The sequence below is a fragment of the Grimontia kaedaensis genome (assembly GCF_023746615.1).
GTDB classification, from domain to species: Bacteria; Pseudomonadota; Gammaproteobacteria; order Enterobacterales; family Vibrionaceae; genus Enterovibrio; species Enterovibrio kaedaensis.
Map to the genome: position 1 here is coordinate 2,025,629 of NZ_CP082275.1, position 26,095 is coordinate 2,051,723.

Genomic DNA, 26,095 nt, shown 5'->3' on the forward strand with positions numbered 1-26,095 from the left:
GAATCGGAGAACTAAGTGTGTGAAAATTTGGTATAAATTAATGCACTTCGACAAACAGATTCATATGACCTCTGTGTTCGAAAACCTTTTAACCCTTAAAAATCATCTCTTTTGCCATCAGGCGATTCTGAGTAAAGAAATAGCGGCCAGAAGGAGATAAAAAAACACACCAGACACATTGAATATATAAGTAACAGCGAATATGCAAACTTGAATAGGGATGATATTTTTCTATCAAATTGTTTGATTTTTCATTTTTTAATAATGTTATCAATTAGATTTTTACTAACTCTAAACTCATGCTTAACTAGTTCTTTTATGGTACTTAAAACATTAGATTCCGTGTTGTTATACGGATCAATATCACATTAATGCATTTTATATACATCTAATTACTTGCTGTTTTTAGCATATATTTTCATCACCTTATGATTTTATTGATCTTTCAAAGGGCTCATGTACAAATTTAAATAGGTATCTATCTAAATTACATTAGGACTAGTTTTTAAATTAGTAATCTCTATATAAGTGAAAAAATAAAAAAAATAAATACAAGATTCGACGAACAGAAAATTCATCAAAATATAATCATGGCCAGCATTTAAAACTAGCCATTGCTGACAGATAAACTAGTCAATTAATCGGGGCTGATTAAACAGGCGTTATATAAAAAGTGCAGGAAACCTTGAGATAAAGACTAAGAATAAAAGCTATCAAAATTAAGGCGATCGCATGTATTATATGAAACTCTTATTCCCCCAATCAAAATAATGGGATTAAATTAACTTACGCATTTATTAACTTTCTCTGCTGTTACCTTATGGTTCTATACTGCTCCCTACGGATTGATGTTGACTGTTTGTCAGGAGTAACAAAATGGATGATCCCAAGTCACCTCTATGCAGCGCTAACACTAATCCAATCAAAATTCCTGATAATGCTGCACAGTTGAGAGCCTCATCTCCCGTTATATGTTACCAAACTGATTCTCTTCCTTTTTTCGACAAAACTTTCTATAAATCAGTCAGATCAGTATCTGTCAGGATGCTGCTGTTTGACATACCGCCTCGACAGGCACGATGCTTTACTGTGCCCGCAGGCAGCTTCTCTCGCATATCCTGTTTACGCGGATCTCAGGTTGGGGATTTGAATATATGGCAGCGAGACAATTTGAGTGAGCGCTTTTTCAGTGGAAAAACACGACAGCTACATGCTACTCACTTAACCACAGGTGACAGACTTTGGAGCAATATGCCTTACCTGCGCCCAATAGCTACAATCACCGATGATTCACTGCAATGGTATGGCTGGGATGATGACGGTGCTGGTGTGCACAACGTGATTGGCACACGATGCGATCCCTACACTCATCACATTCTTCATAGCGAAAGTTACCATCAATGCTGCCATTCTAATCTTACCAAAGCACTTGCAGACAAACTCGGTGTTAGCCAGAGAGAAGCAGAACAGCATGTTCATGATGTGCTGAATGTGTTCATGTGCACAGGTTTTACGAAAGATACACATCAGTATTTTATGAAGACGAGCCCTGCCATAAAGGGGGATTATATTGAGTTCTTTGCAGAAACGGATTTGCTTGGGGCATTGTCGGCCTGTCCAGGTGGAGATTGCGGCACGACTCACTCTAGTGACGAAGCAGAATGCCACCCGCTGACCTTACAGGTGTTTACAGCACCTGCTGGAAGTTTGAAGGATTGGGCACCGTTCCAGCCCAGCGAGTATCGCCCTAGTTAGCTAGCGCGCTTCTTGCCCTTCCTGACAGCCAACACAGTATCTGACTTCCGGTTTAATTGCTAAACGGGCATCGGGGATATCCACACCACACTCTTCGCAAAAGCCGTACTCTTCGTCTTCCAAACGCTGCAGTGCGGCATTGACCTCCAGTAACTGGCTTTGAAAATACCTAAAGTTTGATTTGGCCATTTCGTTTTGCTGAATCGCATCAATTCGCGCTACCCGACCGATGCAAGACTGGTCTAGAGCGACAGGATCCGCTTGATCTTTCAACAAATCCAGCTCCTCCAGAATATAGGTTCTCAGGTTTTCTAGTCTTGCTTGATGTTCTGTCATACCACTTCCTTGAAGCAGAATTCAAACGTTTAAATTTTAACCACACTAACAGAAAACAAAGGCTCCAAACAAACTGCTGGGTCATGTCGACCGTCGTAAACAATCTCATATGGACTGACCGGAGAATTGTCCAATCGCTCTCCCTTTGTGTTTTTAAAGACAACTCTTCTACGTGTTGGGATAACAGATTTTCCCTTTGTCACTGATAGAGTCTCATTGTTCCTTTAACAAATGCGCAACATCAAGCCTTGATTCATACAGACGACATGTTGCCCTGAACTATCGCACTTTTCTCTAAATCAGTATGGGTTTGGACGTGTTCAAAAAAGAGCACATCTGCAAGAAATAAAGGAGTAAACAATGAGCGATAAAAAAATCGAAGAACTACAGTCATTACTGAACGTTCCTGATCCCAATGCCACGGCTGCTGCGAGTGATGTTAGAGCACGTTCGCTTTTCTCAGGCGGACACTGTCATAAAGGTACTGGCCTTCTGGCAGATATTCTCAATGCCGTCCCACCCGGTGGCTTGGGTGGCAATGAACTAGAATCTGCGCCTTATCCTCCTGTATCCCTGCCACAGTATGACTTCAACACCTCCGCTCAACGCGCTTACGCATTAGTGAAAGCAAAGAAAGAAAACACGTTTGAATACCTGAAATTACCTGGTGCCGTTGTTCACGGAAATGTTCGCTGCGAAGACGTCGCTAATGCCAACGAGTGGAGACACAGAGGCGGTTTGGAAGAGCCGGAATATAACTTTGGTGTTGATGACGCCGACCCTGACTTCACTGGTGTGCGTCTCTTTGAAGGGACTGTCGCTTATCTGGAAAAACATTTTTGGACCATCGTACTTTCACCAGACATCGCCGCGAAATTCATTAACCTGCTAACCGTGATTTACAGCGAGCTTGCAGATGGCAGACCTGACCGGATTACCTTTGAGATCATGGATCCCATCCTGCTCACCTTCCCGCACAGAAAATGTAACACGATCGAAGAGTTGGATTTCTACCCTACCTTCTGTACCGATCACCCTAAATACAATGAACGCATTAAGCAGTGGCCAAAAGCGCCTTACGAAAATGACTTCCGTTCTGATGATCTTATCGGTTGGCTGGTGACTGCCGCCCCAACACCAGTGTTCAATTACTTCAAGCCTTACACCCAGCACATGAGCAAATTCCCTGTCACCAATGATCACTTCAGACGTGTTCAGGGATTCGAGAGTGATAATCTCGACCAAGCCATGGCAGAAGGTCGCCTCTTCATTCTCGATTTCGCCGACTTTCATGATGAAACTGTTGCCAAGCGCAATCTCGATAACTTCGGTGCGCGCCTGCATGCAGGTATTTGCCTATTCGCCATTCCTGTCAATGGTACCGTACTCAAAACCATCGCCATTCAGCCAACCCAAACCCCACAACCTGGCGGTTATTGGAATGACATCGGTTGGTTCTTCCTAGGCATGTTCGGCTATGGCGACCAGAAGCACCCACCTTCAAAAATCATCACAGCTGGTGACAACTACTGGGCGTGGCAGATGGCCAAGAACTGTATCACTACCATGACTTCAATGGCGGGCGTTATCGACCACCTTTCCACCCACGTTTACCTTGGCCCTATTCCGGTAGCGTATTTCCGTAACATCAGCGAGTATCACCCACTGCGCCCATTGCTGGATACCCACCTGATGGCACTGGTCACCAACAACCACATCGGCATCTTCGAAGAAGTGGGTACCAGTGGATTACCAAACGGTGAAGGTTACGAATACACCTATGGCAACCCTTACAATGGCTTGCTCACAGGTGCTATTCAGCGACTGTCTGGCTTCAGCAGCACAACCTTTGTTAACTCGACACTAAGAAGAAAGAATCATTACCACTTCTTCGAACACAGCACGCCGATAGACCGAATGGCTGACCCTATTCTTGCCCAGCTTGATGAATACCCGCAGCATGATGACAACGGACTGGCTCCGATCATCAATGAGTGGGTTGATGGTTACCTGCGCCTGTACTACCACTCAGATCAGGATGTCATCGACGATACAGAGCTTCAGGGCTTCCTCTACGAGACAACGCATTATGGCAACGTCAGAGGCTTCCCAGATCATGCTGATACGCTGGAAGAACTGATTGATATCGTGTCACGGATTATTTACTGGATGTCTGTGAATCACGCATTCGGCAGTTTGGTTTCCTTCATGAAACTCGGCGCGCTGGGTGTATACCGTGATCACCCTATCGACCCTCACTTCGGCTACACCGAGCGCGATTGGTTGAATATCTGTCCGCCGATGAATGTAGGTGCTGGCTTGTTTATGTTTTCCCGCATCTTTACCGATTTACCGGAAGACTGGCACCGCTCACTCGGTAAATACCCTAAAGGACAGTTCAAGCACGACCCAAATGTCTACCCATTGCTTGATATGTTCCAGCAACAACTGCAGTCGCTGGATGACGAGATCCGCGAGAAGAATTCTCGCCGTCGCTGGGCATATGATTTGAGAATGCCTTCCACTATCACTGTCAGCCCTTGGAACTAAAGGAGCATACCCATGGATAAGTTTGATCCTTCACGCCGCGATTCAATGCGCAAAATGATCATTGCTGGTGGCGCATGTGTGGCGTTGTCTCAAGTAAAACTTTGGAATCAGCCACAAAAAGCACTCACAGGGCCAAAAGTCGACGATAAAGAGATAAAAGCCGCAGGTGAAGAACTCGCGCTCACCACACAGGAGCAAGATGTGTTCGCCGTGATCAAGAAAAATCTGATGCGCTCTAAGAACGTAACGGACGAGCAAATCGGCGACTTCTCAAGGCGCATTGTGGCTGCCAGCCCAGAGGGTACAGACTTCAAGCAAGTCTTTTCTGGCTTGCAGAATGAATTCCACCTGATGGAACATTTCATTCGCTATATACATGCTTAACTGAAGCCAGTTACGTTTTGTCGGGTTGTTGCAGCGACAGCCCGGCCTTTTTAACCAGCACCTCATTCAGTCGAATTCCCTTCCTGATTCACACAAATCTCAGCACTGGTTCGCTCGGATAGTGGTATGGCACGTTATGACAAGCTTAACGACTTCCCCTTTTATAAGATCCCCAAATATTCACCGAAGCGCTATCTGTGCGACAACATCGAATGGTTACTCCAAAAGGGGAGATGTCAGTGGAACAACACGTCGATATCAACTTAAGCCGCGTTGACGAAATGCGAAAAAACATGATCATCAACCGAACCTGTGCCGTCATTACACAGGCCAATGATAGAGGAAATCCAAGAGAAACATATGGATTACAATCCTCTGTCCGCCAAGGTGTGCCTGTTGATGAAACTGAAATCCGTACTATAGCGAAAAAGTTGTCGCTAAATCTGCAGGAACAAGATCTGTTTGTCGTGATTAAGCGCAATCTTGTTCACTCAAAAAAAGTTAAAGACGGACAAATCTCCGCCTTTGCCAGACACGTTGTCTTTTACTGTGATGGACAAACAGATATCTATCACTCGTTAAAAGGCATTGAGCAGCAGATGCAAGTCATGGATCTATTCATTCAGTACATCCACGTTTAGGTTCTCTCCTGAAAACGCGGTATTTCCTACACCACCCCCTGCAGCCGAACAAACGAATACCTTAAGCTTTAAGGCAAAATTCCCAACTTTCCCACGTCCACATCCGCTTGTTTCAGCACCTCTATATTTTTTATGGTATTTCACACCCTTAATTAAGCATTTTCGAGCCACAACTACTATTTTTAATAAATCTATCATTTGTGAACTATGTGTATCACAAGCGATTATTTAATATCTAAATCGTTTTGGGTGTGGATCAATGGGGCAAGTTAAAGTACCGAACAATGCGGAAGTTCTTTTTATCAGTGGATCTGCTTCATTAGATCGAGAGGGAGGAAAGCAAGCACTAAAGCTTGGTACACAGCTCCACTCTGGAGACACAATCGATGTTGCGGAAGATACGCTCATTGAGTTTCAGGGTGACGACGGGAGTTTATTTGCATTTGTAGGTAGCGAAATTGACAGTTTTACAGATTTGGCCAGTAATCAGAACCTTACTGATGAGCTTAAAGACCAGATCAAATCAATTGTTGATGCAATTTCGCTTGGCCAAGACCCAACTTTAAATGAAGAGAACGCTACTGCTGCGGGCACAACGCTCTTAAGCTCTGGCTCTAGTGGTTTTTTTGTCCTTTCCCGATCGGCCAGCGAAACGATCGCGACCGCAGGTTTTGATACAGATTCATATATTGACTCCACCTTCAGCGGTAATTTGCAAGAGAAAGAAACTGAATCTTTTTTCAGTTCGCCAACAATTAGTCTCGACGTCGATACCCTAACCAACGACAACACACCCACTATTTCCGGCCAAACAAACTTACCGCCAGGTACTGTCGTTCAGTTAACTATCACTGACTCTCTTGGAAGTACTCAAACGTTAACTCCAACCGTCACAGAGGATGGTACCTTTAGCATAGAAGTCCCCACCCCATTACCTGACGGTTCTTTTTCCGTCACCGCAACCTTTACCGACAACCAAGGTAATAGTATATCCGCTACCGCCAACGGTATTCTGGATACCCTCGCGCCTGGTCAAGGGACAGGTCCAAATGGATCCGATGAATCACCTTTGGTTGAGATACCTCAAGCCTCGGGCGGTATCGGTGAAGAAGAAGTCACCGACGGTGTAGAAGTATTGGTTACCCCACCAACGGGAACAGAACCGGGCGACACCATTACCGTGACTGTCACCCAACCGGACGGTTCAACGACGGACGTGACCACCACGGTCCCTGACGGCTGGACCGGCGGCAGTTCAGTCTCTGTCGTGGTTTCTCCTGAAGATTTGGGCGGCAGCGATGGCTCTCTGCCGGATGAAGGTGATTACACCATCACCACCACAGTCACAGACAATGCCGGTAACACCTCTTCACCGAGTGAAACCATTACCGTCAATGTGGACACCACTGCACCAGGTGAAGGAACAGGTGCAGGCGGCGCTAACGAACTGCCGCTGGTTGAAGTTCCTGAAGCCTCCGGCGGTATCGGTGAAAGTGAACTCACCGACGGCGTAGAAGTATTAGTGACCCCACCAACGGGCACTGAACCCGGCGATACAGTGACTGTCACTGTCACCCAACCTGATGGCTCTACCTCGGAGGTCACCACCACCGTACCTGATAGCTGGACAGACGGCAGTGCCGTCTCTGTCGTGGTGTCTCCGGAAGATTTAGGCGGCGCTGGCGGTACCCTGCCGGATGAAGGCGATTACACCCTCACCACCACAATCACAGACAGTGCCGGTAATACCTCTTCACCGAGTGAATCCATTACCGTCAATGTGGACACCACGGCACCGGGTGAAGGAACCGGTGCAGGTGGCGCCAACAAACTGCCGCTGGTTGAGGTGCCTGAAGCCTCCGGCGGTATTGGTGAAAATGAACTTACCGACGGTGTAGAAGTATTGGTCACCCCACCGACGGGAACAGAACCGGGCGACACCATTACCGTGACTGTCACCCAACCGGACGGTTCAACGACTGACGTGACCACCACGGTCCCTGATGGCTGGACCGGCGGCAGTTCAGTCTCTGTCGTGGTTTCTCCTGAAGACTTGGGCGGAAGCAATGGCTCTCTGCCGAATGAAGGTGATTACACCATTACCTCCACCGTCACAGACAGCGCAGGTAATACCTCTTCACCGAGTGAGTCCATCGATATCATCATTGATACCACCGCACCGGGTGAAGGCACCGGTCCCAACGGCACCGATGAACTGCCGCTGGTTGAAGTGCCTGAAGCCTCAGGCGGCATCGGTGAAGAAGAAATCACCGACGGTGTAGAAGTGCTGGTTACGCCACCAACGGGCACAGAGCCGGGCGACACCATTACCGTCACGGTTACCCAACCGGACGGTTCAAGCACAGACGTAACCACCACGGTCCCTGACGGCTGGACCGGCGGCACCAGTGTGCCTGTCACTGTCTCACCGGAAGAGTTGGGTGGCGAGAACGGCGAGCTGCCGGACGAAGGTGATTACACCATCACCACCACCGTCACTGACAGCGCAGGTAATACCTCTTCACCGAGTGAGTCCATCGAGATCACCATTGATACTTCGGCACCGGGTGAAGGCACCGGCCCCAATGGCAACGATGAGCTGCCGCTGGTTGAAGTGCCAGAAGCCTCCGGTGGCGTCGGGGAAAGTGAACTCACCGATGGCGTGGAAGTACTGGTCACCCCACCGACCGGCACTGAGCCCGGCGATACCATCACTGTCACGGTTACCCAACCGGACGGTTCAAGTACAGACGTGACCACCACGGTCCCTGACGGCTGGACTGGCGGCACCAGTGTGCCTGTCACCGTCTCACCTGAAGATTTAGGTGGCGACAACGGCCAACTGCCGGATGAAGGTGATTACACCATCACCACCACAGTCACAGACAGTGCCGGTAATACCTCCTCACCCAGTGAGTCCGTCGAGATCACTATTGATACCACCGCACCGGGTGAAGGCACCGGTCCAAACGGTACCGATGAACTGCCGCTGGTTGAAGTACCTGAAGCCTCTGGTGGCGTCGGGGAAGATGAACTCACCGATGGCGTGGAAGTGCTGGTCACGCCACCCACGGGCACAGAGCCCGGCGACACCATTACCGTGACCGTTACCCAACCAGACGGCTCAAGTACTGACGTGACCACCACGGTCCCTGCTGGCTGGACCGGCGGCACCAGTGTGCCTGTCACTGTCTCACCGGAAGAGTTGGGTGGCGAGAACGGCGAGCTGCCGGACGAAGGCGATTACACCCTCACCGCTACCGTCACTGACGGTGCCGGTAACACCTCAACGCCGAGTGACGCATCCAACTTTACCGTCGATACCACCGCTCCGGGCGAAGGCACCGGCGCTGGCGGGGCTGACGAAGTCCCTCTCGTGGCGATCCCGGAAGCCGCTGACGGCGTCAATAAAGACGAAGCCAGTGACGGCATTGATGTGCTCGTGACTCCACCGACCGGCATTGAACCCGGCGATACCGTCACCGTCACCCTCACCAAGCCGGACGGCACGACGGCAGACATTTCCGCTACGGTACCGGCTGACTGGACCGATGGCACCGCCGTAACCGTCACTATCCCGACCAGTGATATCGGTGATGGCAGCAGCTTTAATGATGGCGACTACACCCTGACGGCGACGGCCTCCGACACCGCCGGCAACAGCAGTCAGCCAAGTGCGTCCACCGGCTTTACCCTGGACACCACCGCACCGGGTGAAGGCACCGGTCCCAACGGCACCGATGAACTGCCGCTGGTTGAAGTGCCTGAAGCCTCTGGTGGTGTCGGGGAAGAAGAACTCACCGATGGCGTGGAAGTGCTGGTCACTCCACCGACGGGCACTGAGCCCGGCGATACTATTACTGTGACCGTTACCCAACCGGACGGTTCAACAACAGACGTGACCACCACGGTCCCTGCTGGCTGGACCGGCGGCACCAGTGTGCCGGTTACCGTCTCACCGGAAGACTTGGGTGGCGAGAACGGCGAGCTGCCGGACGAAGGCGATTACACCCTCACCGCTACCGTCACTGACGGTGCCGGTAACACCTCTTCACCGAGTGACGCATCCAACTTTACCGTGGATACCACGGCTCCGGGCGAAGGCACCGGCGCGGGCGGGGCTGACGAAGTCCCTCTCGTGGCGATCCCGGAAGCCGCGGACGGCGTCAATAAAGACGAAGCCAGTGACGGCATTGATGTGCTCGTCACTCCACCGACCGGTATTGAACCGGGCGATACCGTCACGGTCACCCTCACCAAGCCGGACGGCTCGACGGCAGACATTTCCGCTACGGTACCAGCAGGCTGGACCGATGGCACCGCCGTAACCGTCACTATCCCGACCAGTGATATCGGTGATGGCAGCAGCTTTAATGATGGCGACTACACCCTGACAGCGACGGCCTCCGACACCGCGGGCAACAGCAGTCAGCCAAGTGCGTCCACCGGCTTTACCCTGGACACCACCGCACCGGGTGAAGGCACCGGTCCCAACGGCACCGATGAGCTGCCAATCGTTGAAGTACCTGAAGCCTCTGGTGGCGTCGGTGAAGATGAACTCACCGATGGCGTGGAAGTGCTGGTTACGCCACCCACGGGCACAGAGCCCGGCGATACCATTACCGTCACCGTCACCCAGCCGGACGGTTCAACAACAGACGTGACCACCACGGTCCCTGCTGGCTGGACCGGCGGCACCAGTGTGCCTGTCACTGTCTCACCGGAAGACTTGGGTGGCGAGAACGGCGAGCTGCCGGACGAAGGCGATTACACCCTCACCGCTACCGTCACTGACGGTGCCGGTAACACCTCTTCACCGAGTGACGCATCCAACTTTACCGTCGATACCACGGCACCGGGCGAAGGCACCGGCGCTGGCGGGGCTGACGAAGTCCCTCTCGTGGCGATCCCGGAAGCCGCGGACGGCGTCAATAAAGACGAAGCCAGTGATGGCATTGATGTGCTCGTCACTCCACCGACCGGTATTGAACCGGGCGATACCGTCACGGTCACCCTCACCAAGCCGGACGGCTCGACGGCAGACATTTCCACCACGGTACCGGCTGACTGGACCGATGGCACCGCCGTGACCGTCACTATCCCAACCAGTGATATCGGTGATGGCAGCAGCTTTAATGATGGCGACTACACCCTGACGGCGACGGCCTCCGATACGGCGGGTAACAGCAGTGCGCCGAGTTCAGAAGCCAGTTTCAACCTGGACACCACCGCACCGGGTGAAGGCACCGGTCCCAACGGTACCGATGAACTGCCAATCGTTGAAGTACCTGAAGCCTCTGGTGGCGTCGGTGAAGATGAACTCACCGATGGTGTGGAAGTGCTGGTCACCCCACCCACGGGCACAGAGCCCGGCGATACTATTACTGTGACCGTTACCCAACCAGACGGTTCAACAACAGACGTGACCACCACGGTCCCTGCTGGCTGGACCGTCGGCACCAGTGTGCCGGTTACTGTCTCACCGGCAGACTTGGGTGGCGAGAACGGCGAGCTGCCGGACGAAGGCGATTACACCCTCACCGCTACCGTCACTGACGGTGCCGGTAACACCTCTTCACCGAGTGACGCATCCAACTTTACCGTGGATACCACCGCTCCGGGCGAAGGCACCGGCGCTGGCGGGGCTGACGAAGTCCCTCTCGTGGCGATCCCGGAAGCCGCGGACGGCGTCAATAAAGACGAAGCCAGTGACGGCATTGATGTGCTCGTCACTCCACCGACCGGTATTGAACCGGGCGATACCGTCACGGTCACCCTCACCAAGCCGGACGGCTCGACGGCAGACATTTCCGCTACGGTACCAGCAGGCTGGACCGATGGCACCGCCGTAACCGTCACTATCCCGACCAGTGATATCGGTGATGGCAGCAGCTTTAATGATGGCGACTACACCCTGACAGCGACGGCCTCCGACACCGCGGGCAACAGCAGTCAGCCAAGTGCGTCCACCGGCTTTACCCTGGACACCACCGCACCGGGTGAAGGCACCGGTCCCAACGGTACCGATGAGCTGCCAATCGTTGAAGTACCTGAAGCCTCTGGTGGCGTCGGTGAAGATGAACTCACCGATGGCGTGGAAGTGCTGGTTACGCCACCCACGGGCACAGAGCCCGGCGATACCATTACCGTCACCGTCACCCAGCCGGACGGTTCAACAACAGACGTGACCACCACGGTCCCTGCTGGCTGGACCGGCGGCACCAGTGTGCCTGTCACTGTCTCACCGGAAGACTTGGGTGGCGAGAACGGCGAGCTGCCGGACGAAGGCGATTACACCCTCACCGCTACCGTCACTGACGGTGCCGGTAACACCTCTTCACCGAGTGACGCATCCAACTTTACCGTCGATACCACGGCACCGGGCGAAGGCACCGGCGCGGGCGGGGCTGACGAAGTCCCTCTCGTGGCGATCCCGGAAGCCGCGGACGGCGTCAATAAAGACGAAGCCAGTGACGGCATTGATGTGCTCGTCACTCCACCGACCGGTATTGAACCGGGCGATACCGTCACGGTCACCCTCACCAAGCCGGACGGCACGACGGCAGACATTTCCACCACGGTACCGGCTGACTGGACCGATGGCACCGCCGTGACCGTCACTATCCCAACCAGTGATATCGGTGATGGCAGCAGCTTTAATGATGGCGACTACACCCTGACGGCGACGGCCTCCGATACGGCGGGTAACAGCAGTGCGCCGAGTTCAGAAGCCAGTTTCAACCTGGACACCACCGCACCGGGTGAAGGCACCGGTCCCAACGGTACCGATGAACTGCCAATCGTTGAAGTACCTGAAGCCTCTGGTGGCGTCGGTGAAGATGAACTCACCGATGGTGTGGAAGTGCTGGTTACGCCACCCACGGGCACAGAGCCCGGCGATACTATTACTGTGACCGTTACCCAACCAGACGGTTCAACAACAGACGTGACCACCACGGTCCCTGCTGGCTGGACCGGCGGCACCAGTGTGCCTGTCACTGTCTCACCGGAAGACTTGGGTGGCGAGAACGGCGAGCTGCCGGACGAAGGCGATTACACCCTCACCGCTACCGTCACTGACGGTGCCGGTAACACCTCTTCACCGAGTGACGCATCCAACTTTACCGTGGATACCACCGCTCCGGGTGAAGGCACCGGCGCTGGCGGGGCTGACGAAGTCCCTCTCGTGGCGATCCCGGAAGCCGCGGACGGCGTCAATAAAGACGAAGCCAGTGATGGCATTGATGTGCTCGTCACTCCACCGACCGGTATTGAACCCGGCGATACCGTCACGGTCACCCTCACCAAGCCGGACGGCTCGACGGCAGACATTTCCGCTACGGTACCGGCTGACTGGACCGATGGCACCGCCGTGACCGTCACGATCCCAACCAGTGATATCGGTGATGGCAGCAGCTTTAATGATGGCGACTACACCCTGACGGCGACGGCCTCCGACACCGCGGGTAACAGCAGTCAGCCAAGTGCATCCACCGGCTTCACCCTGGATACCACCGCACCGGGTGAAGGCACCGGTCCAAACGGCACTGTTGAATTACCCCTTGTAGAGATCCCTGAAGCGAGTGGCGGCGTTGGAGAAAACGAACTCACCGATGGCGTGGAAGTGCTGGTTACGCCACCCACGGGCACAGAGCCCGGCGACACCATTACCGTCACCGTCACCCAGCCGGACGGTTCAACAACAGACGTGACCACCACGGTCCCTGCTGGCTGGACCGGCGGCACCAGTGTGCCTGTCACTGTCTCACCGGAAGACTTGGGTGGCGAGAACGGCGAGCTGCCGGACGAAGGCGATTACACCCTCACCGCTACCGTCACTGACGGTGCCGGTAACACCTCAACGCCGAGTGACGCATCCAACTTTACCGTCGATACCACCGCTCCGGGCGAAGGCACCGGCGCTGGCGGGGCTGACGAAGTCCCTCTCGTGGCGATCCCGGAAGCCGCTGACGGCGTCAATAAAGACGAAGCCAGTGACGGCATTGATGTGCTCGTGACTCCACCGACCGGCATTGAACCCGGCGATACCGTCACCGTCACCCTCACCAAGCCGGACGGCACGACGGCAGACATTTCCGCTACGGTACCGGCTGACTGGACCGATGGCACCGCCGTAACCGTCACTATCCCGACCAGTGATATCGGTGATGGCAGCAGCTTTAATGATGGCGACTACACCCTGACGGCGACGGCCTCCGACACCGCCGGCAACAGCAGTCAGCCAAGTGCGTCCACCGGCTTTACCCTGGACACCACCGCACCGGGTGAAGGCACCGGTCCCAACGGCACCGATGAACTGCCGCTGGTTGAAGTGCCTGAAGCCTCTGGTGGTGTCGGGGAAGAAGAACTCACCGATGGCGTGGAAGTGCTGGTCACTCCACCGACGGGCACTGAGCCCGGCGATACTATTACTGTGACCGTTACCCAACCGGACGGTTCAACAACAGACGTGACCACCACGGTCCCTGCTGGCTGGACCGGCGGCACCAGTGTGCCGGTTACCGTCTCACCGGAAGACTTGGGTGGCGAGAACGGCGAGCTGCCGGACGAAGGCGATTACACCCTCACCGCTACCGTCACTGACGGTGCCGGTAACACCTCTTCACCGAGTGACGCATCCAACTTTACCGTGGATACCACGGCTCCGGGCGAAGGCACCGGCGCGGGCGGGGCTGACGAAGTCCCTCTCGTGGCGATCCCGGAAGCCGCGGACGGCGTCAATAAAGACGAAGCCAGTGACGGCATTGATGTGCTCGTCACTCCACCGACCGGTATTGAACCGGGCGATACCGTCACGGTCACCCTCACCAAGCCGGACGGCTCGACGGCAGACATTTCCGCTACGGTACCAGCAGGCTGGACCGATGGCACCGCCGTAACCGTCACTATCCCGACCAGTGATATCGGTGATGGCAGCAGCTTTAATGATGGCGACTACACCCTGACAGCGACGGCCTCCGACACCGCGGGCAACAGCAGTCAGCCAAGTGCGTCCACCGGCTTTACCCTGGACACCACCGCACCGGGTGAAGGCACCGGTCCCAACGGCACCGATGAGCTGCCAATCGTTGAAGTACCTGAAGCCTCTGGTGGCGTCGGTGAAGATGAACTCACCGATGGCGTGGAAGTGCTGGTTACGCCACCCACGGGCACAGAGCCCGGCGATACCATTACCGTCACCGTCACCCAGCCGGACGGTTCAACAACAGACGTGACCACCACGGTCCCTGCTGGCTGGACCGGCGGCACCAGTGTGCCTGTCACTGTCTCACCGGAAGACTTGGGTGGCGAGAACGGCGAGCTGCCGGACGAAGGCGATTACACCCTCACCGCTACCGTCACTGACGGTGCCGGTAACACCTCTTCACCGAGTGACGCATCCAACTTTACCGTCGATACCACGGCACCGGGCGAAGGCACCGGCGCTGGCGGGGCTGACGAAGTCCCTCTCGTGGCGATCCCGGAAGCCGCGGACGGCGTCAATAAAGACGAAGCCAGTGATGGCATTGATGTGCTCGTCACTCCACCGACCGGTATTGAACCGGGCGATACCGTCACGGTCACCCTCACCAAGCCGGACGGCTCGACGGCAGACATTTCCACCACGGTACCGGCTGACTGGACCGATGGCACCGCCGTGACCGTCACTATCCCAACCAGTGATATCGGTGATGGCAGCAGCTTTAATGACGGCGACTACACCCTGACGGCGACGGCCTCCGACACCGCGGGCAACAGCAGTCAGCCAAGTGCGTCCACCGGCTTTACTCTGGACACCACTGCACCGGGTGAAAGCACCGGCGCTGGCGGGGCTGACGAAGTCCCTCTCGTGGCGATCCCGGAAGCCGCTGACGGAGTCAATAAAGACGAAGCCAGTGACGGCATTGATGTGCTCGTCACTCCACCGACCGGCATTGAACCAGGCGATACCGTCACCGTCACCCTCACCAAACCCGATGGTTCGACGGCAGACATTTCTGCCACGGTACCGGCTGACTGGACGGACGGCACTGCCGTGACCGTCACCATCCCTACCTCCCACATCGGTGAAGGCAGCAGCTTTACCGATGGGGATTACACCCTGACTGCTGTTGCCTCCGACACGGCAGGCAACAGCAGTGAGCCAAGTGCGTCTACTGGCTTTACCCTGGACACCACGGCCCCGGATAAAACAACGACATCAATCATTATTGATGACATATCTAACGACAATATCATCAATATTGCTGAGCAAAACCAATCTATTGAGGTTACAGGACAAGTCTCCGGTGAATTCACCGAGGGAGACACGGTGGTTTTGACTGTCGATGGAACTCAATATACTGGCGCTGCTGAGGAGGACGGCTCCTTCACAATTACAGTGCCCGGCACAGCATTAACCTCTGACAGCGACACAGTAATTGAAGCCAGCGTGTTGGCCACAGATAGTGCGGGTAACGTTGGCGAAATCAGCACCACTAAGGACTACGATACTGACCTTCAGGGACCAACAGCAAGCACAACGGCGCTCACCATTGATAGTGTGACATCTGACAACGTTCTTAACGCCGCCGAGGCGAGTATGCCTGTTAACGTCACAGGGACAGTAACGGGTGAATTCACAGAGGGTGACGTTGTCACATTGAATGTTGGTGGTAAAGATTTTATTGGAAAGGTCGATGCTGAGGGTAACTACTCTATTCCAGTTCCTGGCATTGATTTGATGACTGATGGAAACTCCTCAGTTACAGCAACGATTCTTGCCAGTGACCCTGCCGGAAATACCGGAACCATTTCTGCAGATAAAGACTATAACGTCGATATTGTGGGGCCTAGCACTCTCACAACAACACTCATCATAGATACCATCACATCTGATAACGTGATTAATATCGACGAGTCAGAGAGCGCCATCAATATTACTGGCACCGTGAGTGGAGAATACACCGCTGGCAACATTATTACTCTCACCATAAATGGTAAGGACTTTAACGGTCCAGTCGCAGCAAACGGAACGTTTAGCATTAGTGTTCCAGGCGGAGAGCTGGTTAGCGACAACGATACCACGGTAGACGCTAGGCTAATTGCCACCGACGCCGCGGGTAATTTGGGCGTTATCACCACAGCCAAAGAATATCTCCTTGACCTTGTGGCTCCGGGCCAAGGAACTGGCTCAAATGGCGCTGATGAAGCGCCTATAGTCGCCATCGCCGAAGCAGCCGATGGGGTAAATAAAAATGAAGCAAATGATGGCATTCAGGCGCAAGTCACTCCACCTGCTGGTACATTACCAGGGGATACGATCACTCTAACGCTCTCAGATCCAGACGGTCATCAAACAACGTTAGAACATACGGTTCCAAACGGTTGGGTGGCTGGTCAGGTCGTCGAGGTAACTATACCTGTTAGCGATATCTCAAATGGGAACATATTTGACGATGGAGTATACAACCTATCAGCAACGGTTACTGATGCCGCAGGCAATACGAGCCTAAACAGCAATACCACTACCTTTGAGTTAGATACTATCGCGCCGGGTGAAGGTATGGGTGATGATGGCTCAGATGCCTCACCTACTCTGGTTATCCATGAATCAAGTAATGGTGTCAATGCACAGGAAGCATCAGACGGTATTCAAACTTCAGTCACGCCGCCAGTCGGCGCAGAACCTGGGGATTCGATAAGCCTGGAGGTCACCGACCCGTCTGGTAATACCTCAACCATTACTGTCGCTGTGCCAAACGACTGGCAAGACGGCATTCCCGTTCCTATTACTATTCCTGTCAACCAGCTGCAAAACGGTGGCATTTACGAGGATGGCACCTACGGCATCAGCGCAACTGTCACAGACGCTGCTGGAAACACGAGTACTGCTGCTGAACAGACAATCATCTTGGATACCACTGAACCCAGCGATGAAACCACTCAACTTACGATTGATGTGATTACTGCAGACAATGTCGTTAATGCAAAAGAGAGTGGCACTTCAATTTCTGTTACTGGCACAGCCATAGGCGAATACACAGCCGGCGATAAAGTGACGCTTTCAGTAAATGGAAATAACTATACAGGTACGGTGAATACGAATGGGGAGTTTTCAATCGCCGTTCCAGGAAGCGAGCTTGTCGAAGACTCTGATCTGAAAGTGAATGCTCAGCTCGTTGCCACTGATCCTGCTGGTAACACCGGGGTAATTAGCACGACTCAGATCTATAGTGTTGATTTAGTAGCGAACGCTTCAATTACCCTCGACAGTACGATAGCTGGTGACGATGCAATCAACTACGCAGAGTCACAGCAAGACATTAATATCACGGGTGTTGTTGGTGGCGATGCAAAGCCGGGTGATGTAGTCACCATTACAGTCAACAACACTGAGTTTACTGGCACTGTAAATGCCGATAACAGTTTCAAAATCCCAGTATCTGGAAGTGTATTGGCATCCGCTCCTGACAAAACTATCAAAGCGGAGGTTACGGCGACCGACAATGCAGGAAATACTGTTACTGTCACTGACTCCGAAACATACACTGCTTACGAGCCCAAAGTTGAATCTGTCACTCACTTGTCTGATGCAGCAGAAGGAGAATCAACGATTGGGTGGAATTTAAACCTTGATCATGCCACCACCATTGATACAACTGTGAAGCTTGGGTTCGCGAAAGTCGCTCATGACGTCGTATTTGGCGAAGACTATACGGGTAAAGTTTATGTCTACAACGATGAAGGAGACTTACTTCAAGAAGTTGAATTGAATAGCTCAAATCAGTGGGTAGCCCATATCACGGTTCCTGCTGGTGAAAGCGGCGTGAAACTCTACGCAGAAACAGTAAACGACGATATCTACGAAGGCGATGAAACGTTCGCCATATATGCAGCAGCCAATACTACCGAAGGTTGGCAAAATTGGGTTAAATCCGAATCTTCGATCATCTCTGACGAAGCTGATAAACCAAAAGTCACCAGTGTGTCTAACGCCTCGGTGGATGAGGGCGAAGCCGCTTCTGTCACTATCACGCTCAGCAATGAGTCCACCACCCCTACCCGTGTGTTTATCGATGCCTATGGCGGCTCGGCCACCGAAGGTACTGACTTCAACACCAAAGACCTCTGGGTCAATTACGGCAGTGGTTGGGTGAAAGCCGCCGGCGATTTCTCGGGCGGTAACTGGATTGATGTCCCGGCTAACACTAAAACCTTCCAGGTGCGCTCTCAAAGCATACAAGATGATGTATTCGAAGGCAATGAAAGCTACACCATCAAAGCCAAAGCCGATGGGCAAAGCAGCTTGGTGTCCGGTACGGTCACCATTAATGACGACACTGACACACCGAAAGTAAACAGCATCACACACCTTAATGATGGTGTTGAAGGCGGGGCTTGGCCGGGATGGACGGTCAACATGACCAACACCTCGACCACGTCCACCACGGTCAGGCTACACTTTGATGATGGCCTCCATCAGGCAAACTTTGGTGAGGATTACAGCGGTAAAGTGCATGTGTACACCACATCCGGCACTTTCCTCAAAGAAGTTGTTCTTAACAGCTCAAATGGCTGGGCTGCCGATATCGACGTGCCTGCCGGGCACGCCGGGGTGCGCGTTTATGCTGAGACCCTCAATGACAATGTCTATGAGGGCAACGAAACCATTAAGGTTCAAGGTGCCGTCATCGGACAACAAGGTTGGGTCACCTCTGCGGACGCTGTCATCACCGATGAAGCGGATAGACCTTCATGGGAAATCAGTAACGCCAGTACCACTGAAGGTGACTACTTGGTGTGGGATATTTCTGTGCATACCGCCACTAAAGACAACTCATGGACGAAGATTGAGTTTGCCAATGGCACCGGTATCATCGGTACCGACACAGCTGGCGCGACAAGCTTCCAGGCCTCCTATGACGGCGGCAATACGTGGAATGCTGCCAAGTACTACGGCAATATGCTTCAGGTACCTAAGGGCACTGAGAGTTTCAAAGTTCGCCTCGCAACCACAGACGACTCTGTGTTTGAAGGCAATGAGACCATCACCATTAAAGTGACCGAAAGTGGCGGCGGCCGTGACCCGGGTGTCGTCTTTGGCACCACCACCAACACGGCAACTATTGTCGAAAATGACGACGCTACCGTCGTCACCTCGGTGACCAAACTGCGTGATGGCGTGGAAGGCAGCACGACGCCAGGTTGGACGGTGAACTTCAACAACCCGTCAGATGAAGCCACCACCGTCCGTCTGAACTTCAATGACGGCTATCATGAGGCCGACGTCGGTGCGGACTATTCCGGCAGAGTATATATCTACAACCTCTCGGGTCAGAAAGTCGGTGAAGAAGTGATCTCTGCCGCCAACAACTGGCGAGTCGATATCTCCGTTCCTGCGGGCCAAAACGGTGTGCGTGTTTACGCACAGACCCTCAATGACAATGTCTATGAGGGCAACGAGACTATTCAAATCCAAGCTGCCGTGCCCGGCAGACAGGGCTTTGTGCAGTCTGCTGAGGCCGTCATCACCGATGAAGCCGACAAGCCACGCGTCACCAGTGTGTCTAACACGTCGGTGAATGAAGGCGAAGCCGCTTCTGTCACCATCACGCTCAGCAATGAGTCCACTACCCCTACCCGTGTGTTTGTCGATGCTTATGGCGGCTCGGCCACCGAAGGCACTGACTTCAACACCAAAGACCTCTGGGTCAATTACGGCAGTGGTTGGGTGAAAGCCGCCGGCGATTTCTCCGGCGGTAACTGGATTGATGTCCCGGCTAACACTCAAACCTTCCAGGTGCGCTCTCAAACCACACAAGATGATGTGTTCGAAGGCAATGAAAGCTACACCATCAAAGCCAAAGCCGATGGGCAAAGCAGCCTGGTGTCCGGTACGGTCACCATTAATGACAACACTGATACACCGAAAGTAGACAGCATCACTCTCCTCCAGAACGGTGTGGAAAACAGCACCTGGCCGGGATGGACGGTCAACATGACCAACACCTCGACCACGTCCACCACGGTCAGGCTGCACTTTGATGATGGCCTCCATCAGGCAAACTTTGGTGAGGATTACAGCGGTAAAGTGCATGTGTACACCACATCCGGCGCTTTCCTCAAAGAGGTTGTTCTTAACAGCTCAAATGGCTGGGCTGCTGATATCGACGTGCCTGCCGGGCAGGCCGGGGTCCGTGTTTATGCTGAGACACTCAACGATAATGTCTATGAGGGCAACGAAACCATTAAGGTTCAAGGTGCCGTCATCGGCCAACAAGGTTGGGTCACCTCTGCGGACGCTGTCATCACCGATGAAGCCGACAAGCCACGCGTCACCAGTGTGTCTAACACGTCGGTGAATGAAGGCGAAGCCGCATCACTAACCATCACACTCAGCAATGAGTCCAACACCCCTACCCGTGTGTTTGTCGATGCCTATGGTGGCTCGGCCACCGAAGGCACTGACTTCAACACCAAAGACCTCTGGGTCAATTACGGCAGTGGTTGGGTGAAAGCCGCCGGCGATTTCTCGGGCGGTAACTGGATTGATGTCCCGGCTAACACTAAAACCTTCCAGGTGCGCTCTCAAACCACACAAGATGATGTGTTCGAAGGCAGTGAAAGCTACACCATCAAAGCCAAAGCCGATGGGCAAAGCAGCCTGGTGTCCGGTACGGTCACCATTAATGACAACGCTGACACACCGAAAGTGGCCAGCATCACACACCTTAATGATGGTGTTGAAGGCGGGGCTTGGCCGGGATGGACGGTCAACATGACCAACACCTCGACCACTTCCACCACGGTCAGGCTGCACTTTGATGATGGCCTCCATCAGGCAAACTTTGGTGAGGATTACAGCGGTAAAGTGCATGTGCGCACCACATCCGGCGCTTTCCTCAAAGAGGTCGTTCTTAACAGCTCAAATGGGTGGGCTGCCGATATCGACGTGCCTGCCGGGCACGCCGGGGTCCGCGTTTATGCTGAGACACTCAATGACAATGTCTATGAGGGCAACGAAACCATTAAGGTTCAAGGTGCCGTCATCGGACAACAAGGTTGGGTCACCTCTGCGGACGCTGTCATCAACGATGAAGCGGATAGACCTTCATGGGAAATCAGTAACGCCAGTACCACTGAAGGTGACTACTTGGTGTGGGATATTTCTGTGCATACCGCCACTAAAGACAACTCATGGACGAAGATTGAGTTTGCCAATGGCACCGGTATCATCGGTACCGACACAACTGGTGCGACCAACTTCCAGGCTTCTTACGATGGCGGCGTGACTTGGGGAGCCACCAAGTACTACGGCAACCAACTGATCGTGCCTAAGGGCACAACCAGCTTCAAAGTGCGTTTAGCGACAACAGATGACTCGCTTTATGAGGGCAATGAAACCATCACCATTAAAGTGACCGAAAGTGGCGGTGGACGTGATCCGGGTGTTGTCTTTGGCACCACCACCAACACGGCAACTATTGTCGAAAATGACGACGCTACCGTCGTCACCTCGGTGACCAAACTGCGTGATGGCGTGGAAGGCAGCACGACGCCAGGTTGGACGGTGAACTTCAACAACCCGTCAGATGAAGCCACCACCGTCCGTCTGAACTTCAATGACAGCTATCATGAGGCCGACATCGGTGCGGACTATTCCGGCAGAGTATATATCTACAACCTGGCGGGTCAGAAAGTCGGTGAAGAGGTACTTTCAGCCGCCAACAACTGGCGAGTCGATATCTCTGTCCCTGCCGGTCAAAACGGTGTTCGTGTCTACGCACAAACCCTGAATGACAATGTCTATGAAGGCAATGAGACCATTCAAATACAAGCTGCCGTACCTGGCAGACAGGGCTTTGTGCAGTCTGACGAGGCCGTCATCACCGATGAAGCCGACAAGCCACGCGTCACCAGTGTGTCTAACACGTCGGTGGATGAAGGCGAAGCCGCTTCTGTCACCATCACACTCAGCAATGAGTCCAACACCCCTACCCGTGTGTTTGTCGATGCCTATGGCGGCTCAGCCACCGAAGGCACTGACTTCAACACCAAAGACCTCTGGGTCAATTACGGCAGTGGTTGGGTGAAAGCCGCCGGCGATTTCTCCGGCGGTAACTGGATTGATGTCCCGGCCAACACTAAAACCTTCCAGGTGCGCTCTCAAACCACACAAGATGATGTGTTCGAAGGCAATGAAAGCTACACCATCAAAGCCAAAGCCGATGGGCAAAGCAGCCTGGTGTCCGGTACGGTCACCATTAATGACAACGCTGACACACCGAAAGTGGCCAGCATCACACACCTTAATGATGGTGTTGAAGGCGGGGCTTGGCCGGGATGGACGGTCAACATGACCAACACCTCGACCACGTCCACCACGGTCAGGCTGCACTTTGATGATGGCCTCCATCAGGCGAATTTTGGTGAGGATTACAGCGGTAAAGTGCATGTGTACACCACATCCGGCACTTTCCTCAAAGAAGTTGTTCTTAACAGCTCAAATGGCTGGGCTGCCGATATCGACGTGCCTGCCGGGCACGCCGGGGTGCGCGTTTATGCTGAGACCCTCAATGACAATGTCTATGAGGGCAACGAAACCATTAAGGTTCAAGGTGCCGTCATCGGACAACAAGGTTGGGTCACCTCTGCGGACGCTGTCATCACCGATGAAGCGGATAGACCTTCATGGGAAATCAGTAACGCCAGTACCACTGAAGGTGACTACTTGGTGTGGGATATTTCTGTGCATACCGCCACTAAAGACAACTCATGGACGAAGATTGAGTTTGCCAATGGCACCGGTACCATCGGTACCGACACAACTGGTGCGACCAACTTCCAGGCTTCTTACGATGGCGGCGTGACTTGGGGAGCCACCAAGTACTACGGCAACCAACTGATCGTGCCTAAGGGCACAACCAGCTTCAAAGTGCGTTTAGCGACAACAGATGACTCGCTTTATGAAGGCAATGAAACCATCACCATTAAAGTGACCGAAAGTGGCGGTGGCCGTGACCCGGGTGTCGTCTTTGGCACCACCACCAACACGGCAACTATTGTCGAAAATGACGACGCTACCGTCGTCACCTCGGTGACCAAACTGCGTGATGGCGTGGAAGGCAGCACGACGCCAGGTTGGACGGTGAACTTCAACAACCCGTCAGATGAAGCCACCACCGTCCGTCTGAACTTCAATGACGGCTATCATGAGGCCGACGTCGGTGCGGACTATTCCGGCAGAGTATATATCTACAACTTAGCGGGTCAGAAAGTGGGTGAAGAAGTGATCTCTGCCGCCAACAACTGGCGAGTCGATATCTCCGTTCCTGCCGGTCAAAACGGTGTGCGTGTTTACGCACAGACCCTGAATGACAATGTCTATGAAGGCAACGAGACCATTCAAATTCAGGCAGCTGTCCCAGGTAGACAAGGCTTTGTGCAGTCTGCTGAGGCCGTCATCACCGATGAAGCCGACAAGCCTTCGCTTTCTGTCATAAATACCAACAGTAGTAACAAGGTTAACGAGTCCAACTGGGCCACATTTAATATCAAGCTCAGCAACCCCGTAGATCAATCAACCAAAGTAAAAGTGAACGTTTATACGGGTGCTGAGCCCGGCATTACCAACAAGGATTTAGGTGGGTACGAGTATTGGACTGGTTCAGCCTGGGCAAACTTCAAAAGTGGCAGCAAATTAACCTTTGCCGCCTACCAAACTGAAATACAAATACGTGTAAAACCAATCGATGACAATAAAGCTGATGGTAACGAAACACTCATTATTAAAGCTAAACCTGTTGGTGAAGAGACTCATATTCAAAGCGGCGAGGTACAAGGGTCAGTCCTTGTCGTCGACAAAGGATACCAGGACACCAGCAACTCCAATTCTGGCCATGTTCACTGGCACATTGATGGCGGTGGTGCTCAACACTTAGTGGGTAATGGTTGGCGTCCAAACGAAAAAGTGACTCTGTTTGGCCCCGATGGCTCCAAAACGGTCGTTTATGCCGATAATTTCGGTAACTTCCACCGTAGTGGGGATAACTTATATACCGCAACAGGTACGCTGACAGCTCGAGGTAAAGAGAGTGGTGATACCACTGATTACATTACTCCAAATATCACTCCTATCGTCCTGGACTTGGACGGTGACGGTATTGAAACCAGCGATGTTACAGAAGCGCCTGTCGGTTTTGACTATGACGGAGATGGCGAAAAGGTAAATACAGGCTGGGTTTCAGGTGGAGACGGCTTATTAGTTCATGATGTTAACAAAGACGGCCAGATCAACGACGGCTCAGAGCTCTTTGGCTCAAACACTCTTCTCCAAGACGGCACCACTGCTGCCGACGGCTATGAAGCCCTGGCTCAGCATGATTCGAATGCTGACGGTGTCATAGATAAAAATGATGCTATCTATGCTGACCTCAATGTCTGGGTAGACAAAGACCAAGATGGGGAAACGGATGAAGGTGAACTTCTGAGTATGGGAGATGCTGGCGTCGCATCAATCAACTTAGATGCACAAACAACAGATGATGAGCAGAACAATAATGTCATCGGGAAAACATCCACCTATACGACAACAGGTGGCGAGGAACGAGCTGCTGCTGATGTTTGGTTTGCCACTCAACAAGCGCCTGAAGAGGAAACAAGCCTTGTTGGTTTAATTGAAGAGCACAGTATCAGTGGGCTGGATAGTGAAGACCTCGTATGGCATAGCGAAAATGTCACGGATCAGCCGTGGTCGGACACAGTCACTGACTTCACGGTCGGGCAATCTACCCTCGATCTTTCTGACCTTGTAACGGACAGGGAGGATCATCTGCTTAGCGAAGATAATGTAGACATGTTTGAGCAGGACGGTTCCTTAATACTCAGAGTCGATACAGATGGAGACCACACTTGGAATCAGGAAATCATTCTTCAGGATGTTTCACTGGATGACATTATCGATCAGAACGGAATGATTAAGAGCAGTGTGTTTGGAGACGATAATGTAAAAGAATTGTTCCAGAAAGCGGCAGCTACAGACGTCGTCGAAAACACTTCTACACATTTGGAGAATCCAACGTTAGATGATCATCTCTAATACACAGTTATACATCTTGAAATTTAGACATGGATGTAACGCCTTCTTTTGACTGAAGCTTTTCATTATGTCTCTTTTTTGAGAATTAGTAAAAATATCAACCATACTCACCCGTAAGTGGTACTTTTTTTGGGCTCATTTCTGATTGTGAGGCAACAAATTGCAAGCATAAACTATGTACACATCATGTAATACATTACTGTCAAATGTTTATGAAATGAGATGCATGGATGTTTTATATCACTATTTCAAGTTCGCGACTTTTGAATAGCGAGAATTGAATAGCCAGAAAAGAGGGTTTTTGTGTCTGCCCCTCGATAAAACGTCAAACAAACATAACTAAAGGAAG

General features: G+C 52.7%; 6 protein-coding genes. 5 read left to right on the forward strand and 1 reads right to left on the reverse strand.

The genetic code is table 11. The features are described from left to right. Nucleotides 1-876: 876 nt before the first annotated feature. A complete protein-coding gene (locus K6Q96_RS09340; RefSeq protein ID WP_251875212.1) occupies nt 877-1,755 on the forward strand; it encodes an urea carboxylase-associated family protein in 879 nt (292 codons plus the stop codon). Here the strand turns inward: K6Q96_RS09340 and K6Q96_RS09345 are convergent, their stop codons facing one another. Next, a complete protein-coding gene (locus K6Q96_RS09345; RefSeq protein WP_251875214.1) occupies nt 1,756-2,091 on the reverse strand; it encodes a TraR/DksA family transcriptional regulator in 336 nt (111 codons plus the stop codon). It lies immediately after the preceding gene. A 360-nt stretch (nt 2,092-2,451) separates the two neighbouring features. Here K6Q96_RS09345 and K6Q96_RS09350 point away from each other — a divergent pair, with 360 nt between their 5' ends. The 4 genes from K6Q96_RS09350 to K6Q96_RS09365 all read left to right on the forward strand — a co-directional run bounded on the left by K6Q96_RS09350 (nt 2,452) and on the right by K6Q96_RS09365 (nt 25,746). Then, complete coding sequence (locus tag K6Q96_RS09350; protein ID WP_251875216.1) at nt 2,452-4,641, forward strand: lipoxygenase family protein; 2,190 nt, start codon at nt 2,452-2,454, stop codon at nt 4,639-4,641. 12 nt (nt 4,642-4,653) lie between these two features. Then, nucleotides 4,654-5,025 carry a DUF1002 domain-containing protein gene (locus K6Q96_RS09355; RefSeq protein WP_251875218.1) on the forward strand — a complete coding sequence of 124 codons (372 nt, stop codon included), beginning with the start codon at nt 4,654-4,656 and terminating at the stop codon, nt 5,023-5,025. Nucleotides 5,026-5,264: 239 nt separating this feature from the next. After that, nucleotides 5,265-5,666: a hypothetical protein gene (locus K6Q96_RS09360; protein WP_251875220.1), complete on the forward strand. Its 402-nt coding sequence runs from the start codon at nt 5,265-5,267 to the stop codon at nt 5,664-5,666. A 259-nt stretch (nt 5,667-5,925) separates the two neighbouring features. Further along, the gene (locus tag K6Q96_RS09365; protein ID WP_251875222.1) at nt 5,926-25,746 is read left to right on the forward strand and encodes an Ig-like domain-containing protein; all 19,821 of its coding nucleotides are present in this window, start codon (nt 5,926-5,928) and stop codon (nt 25,744-25,746) included. Nucleotides 25,747-26,095: the final 349 nt, after the last annotated feature.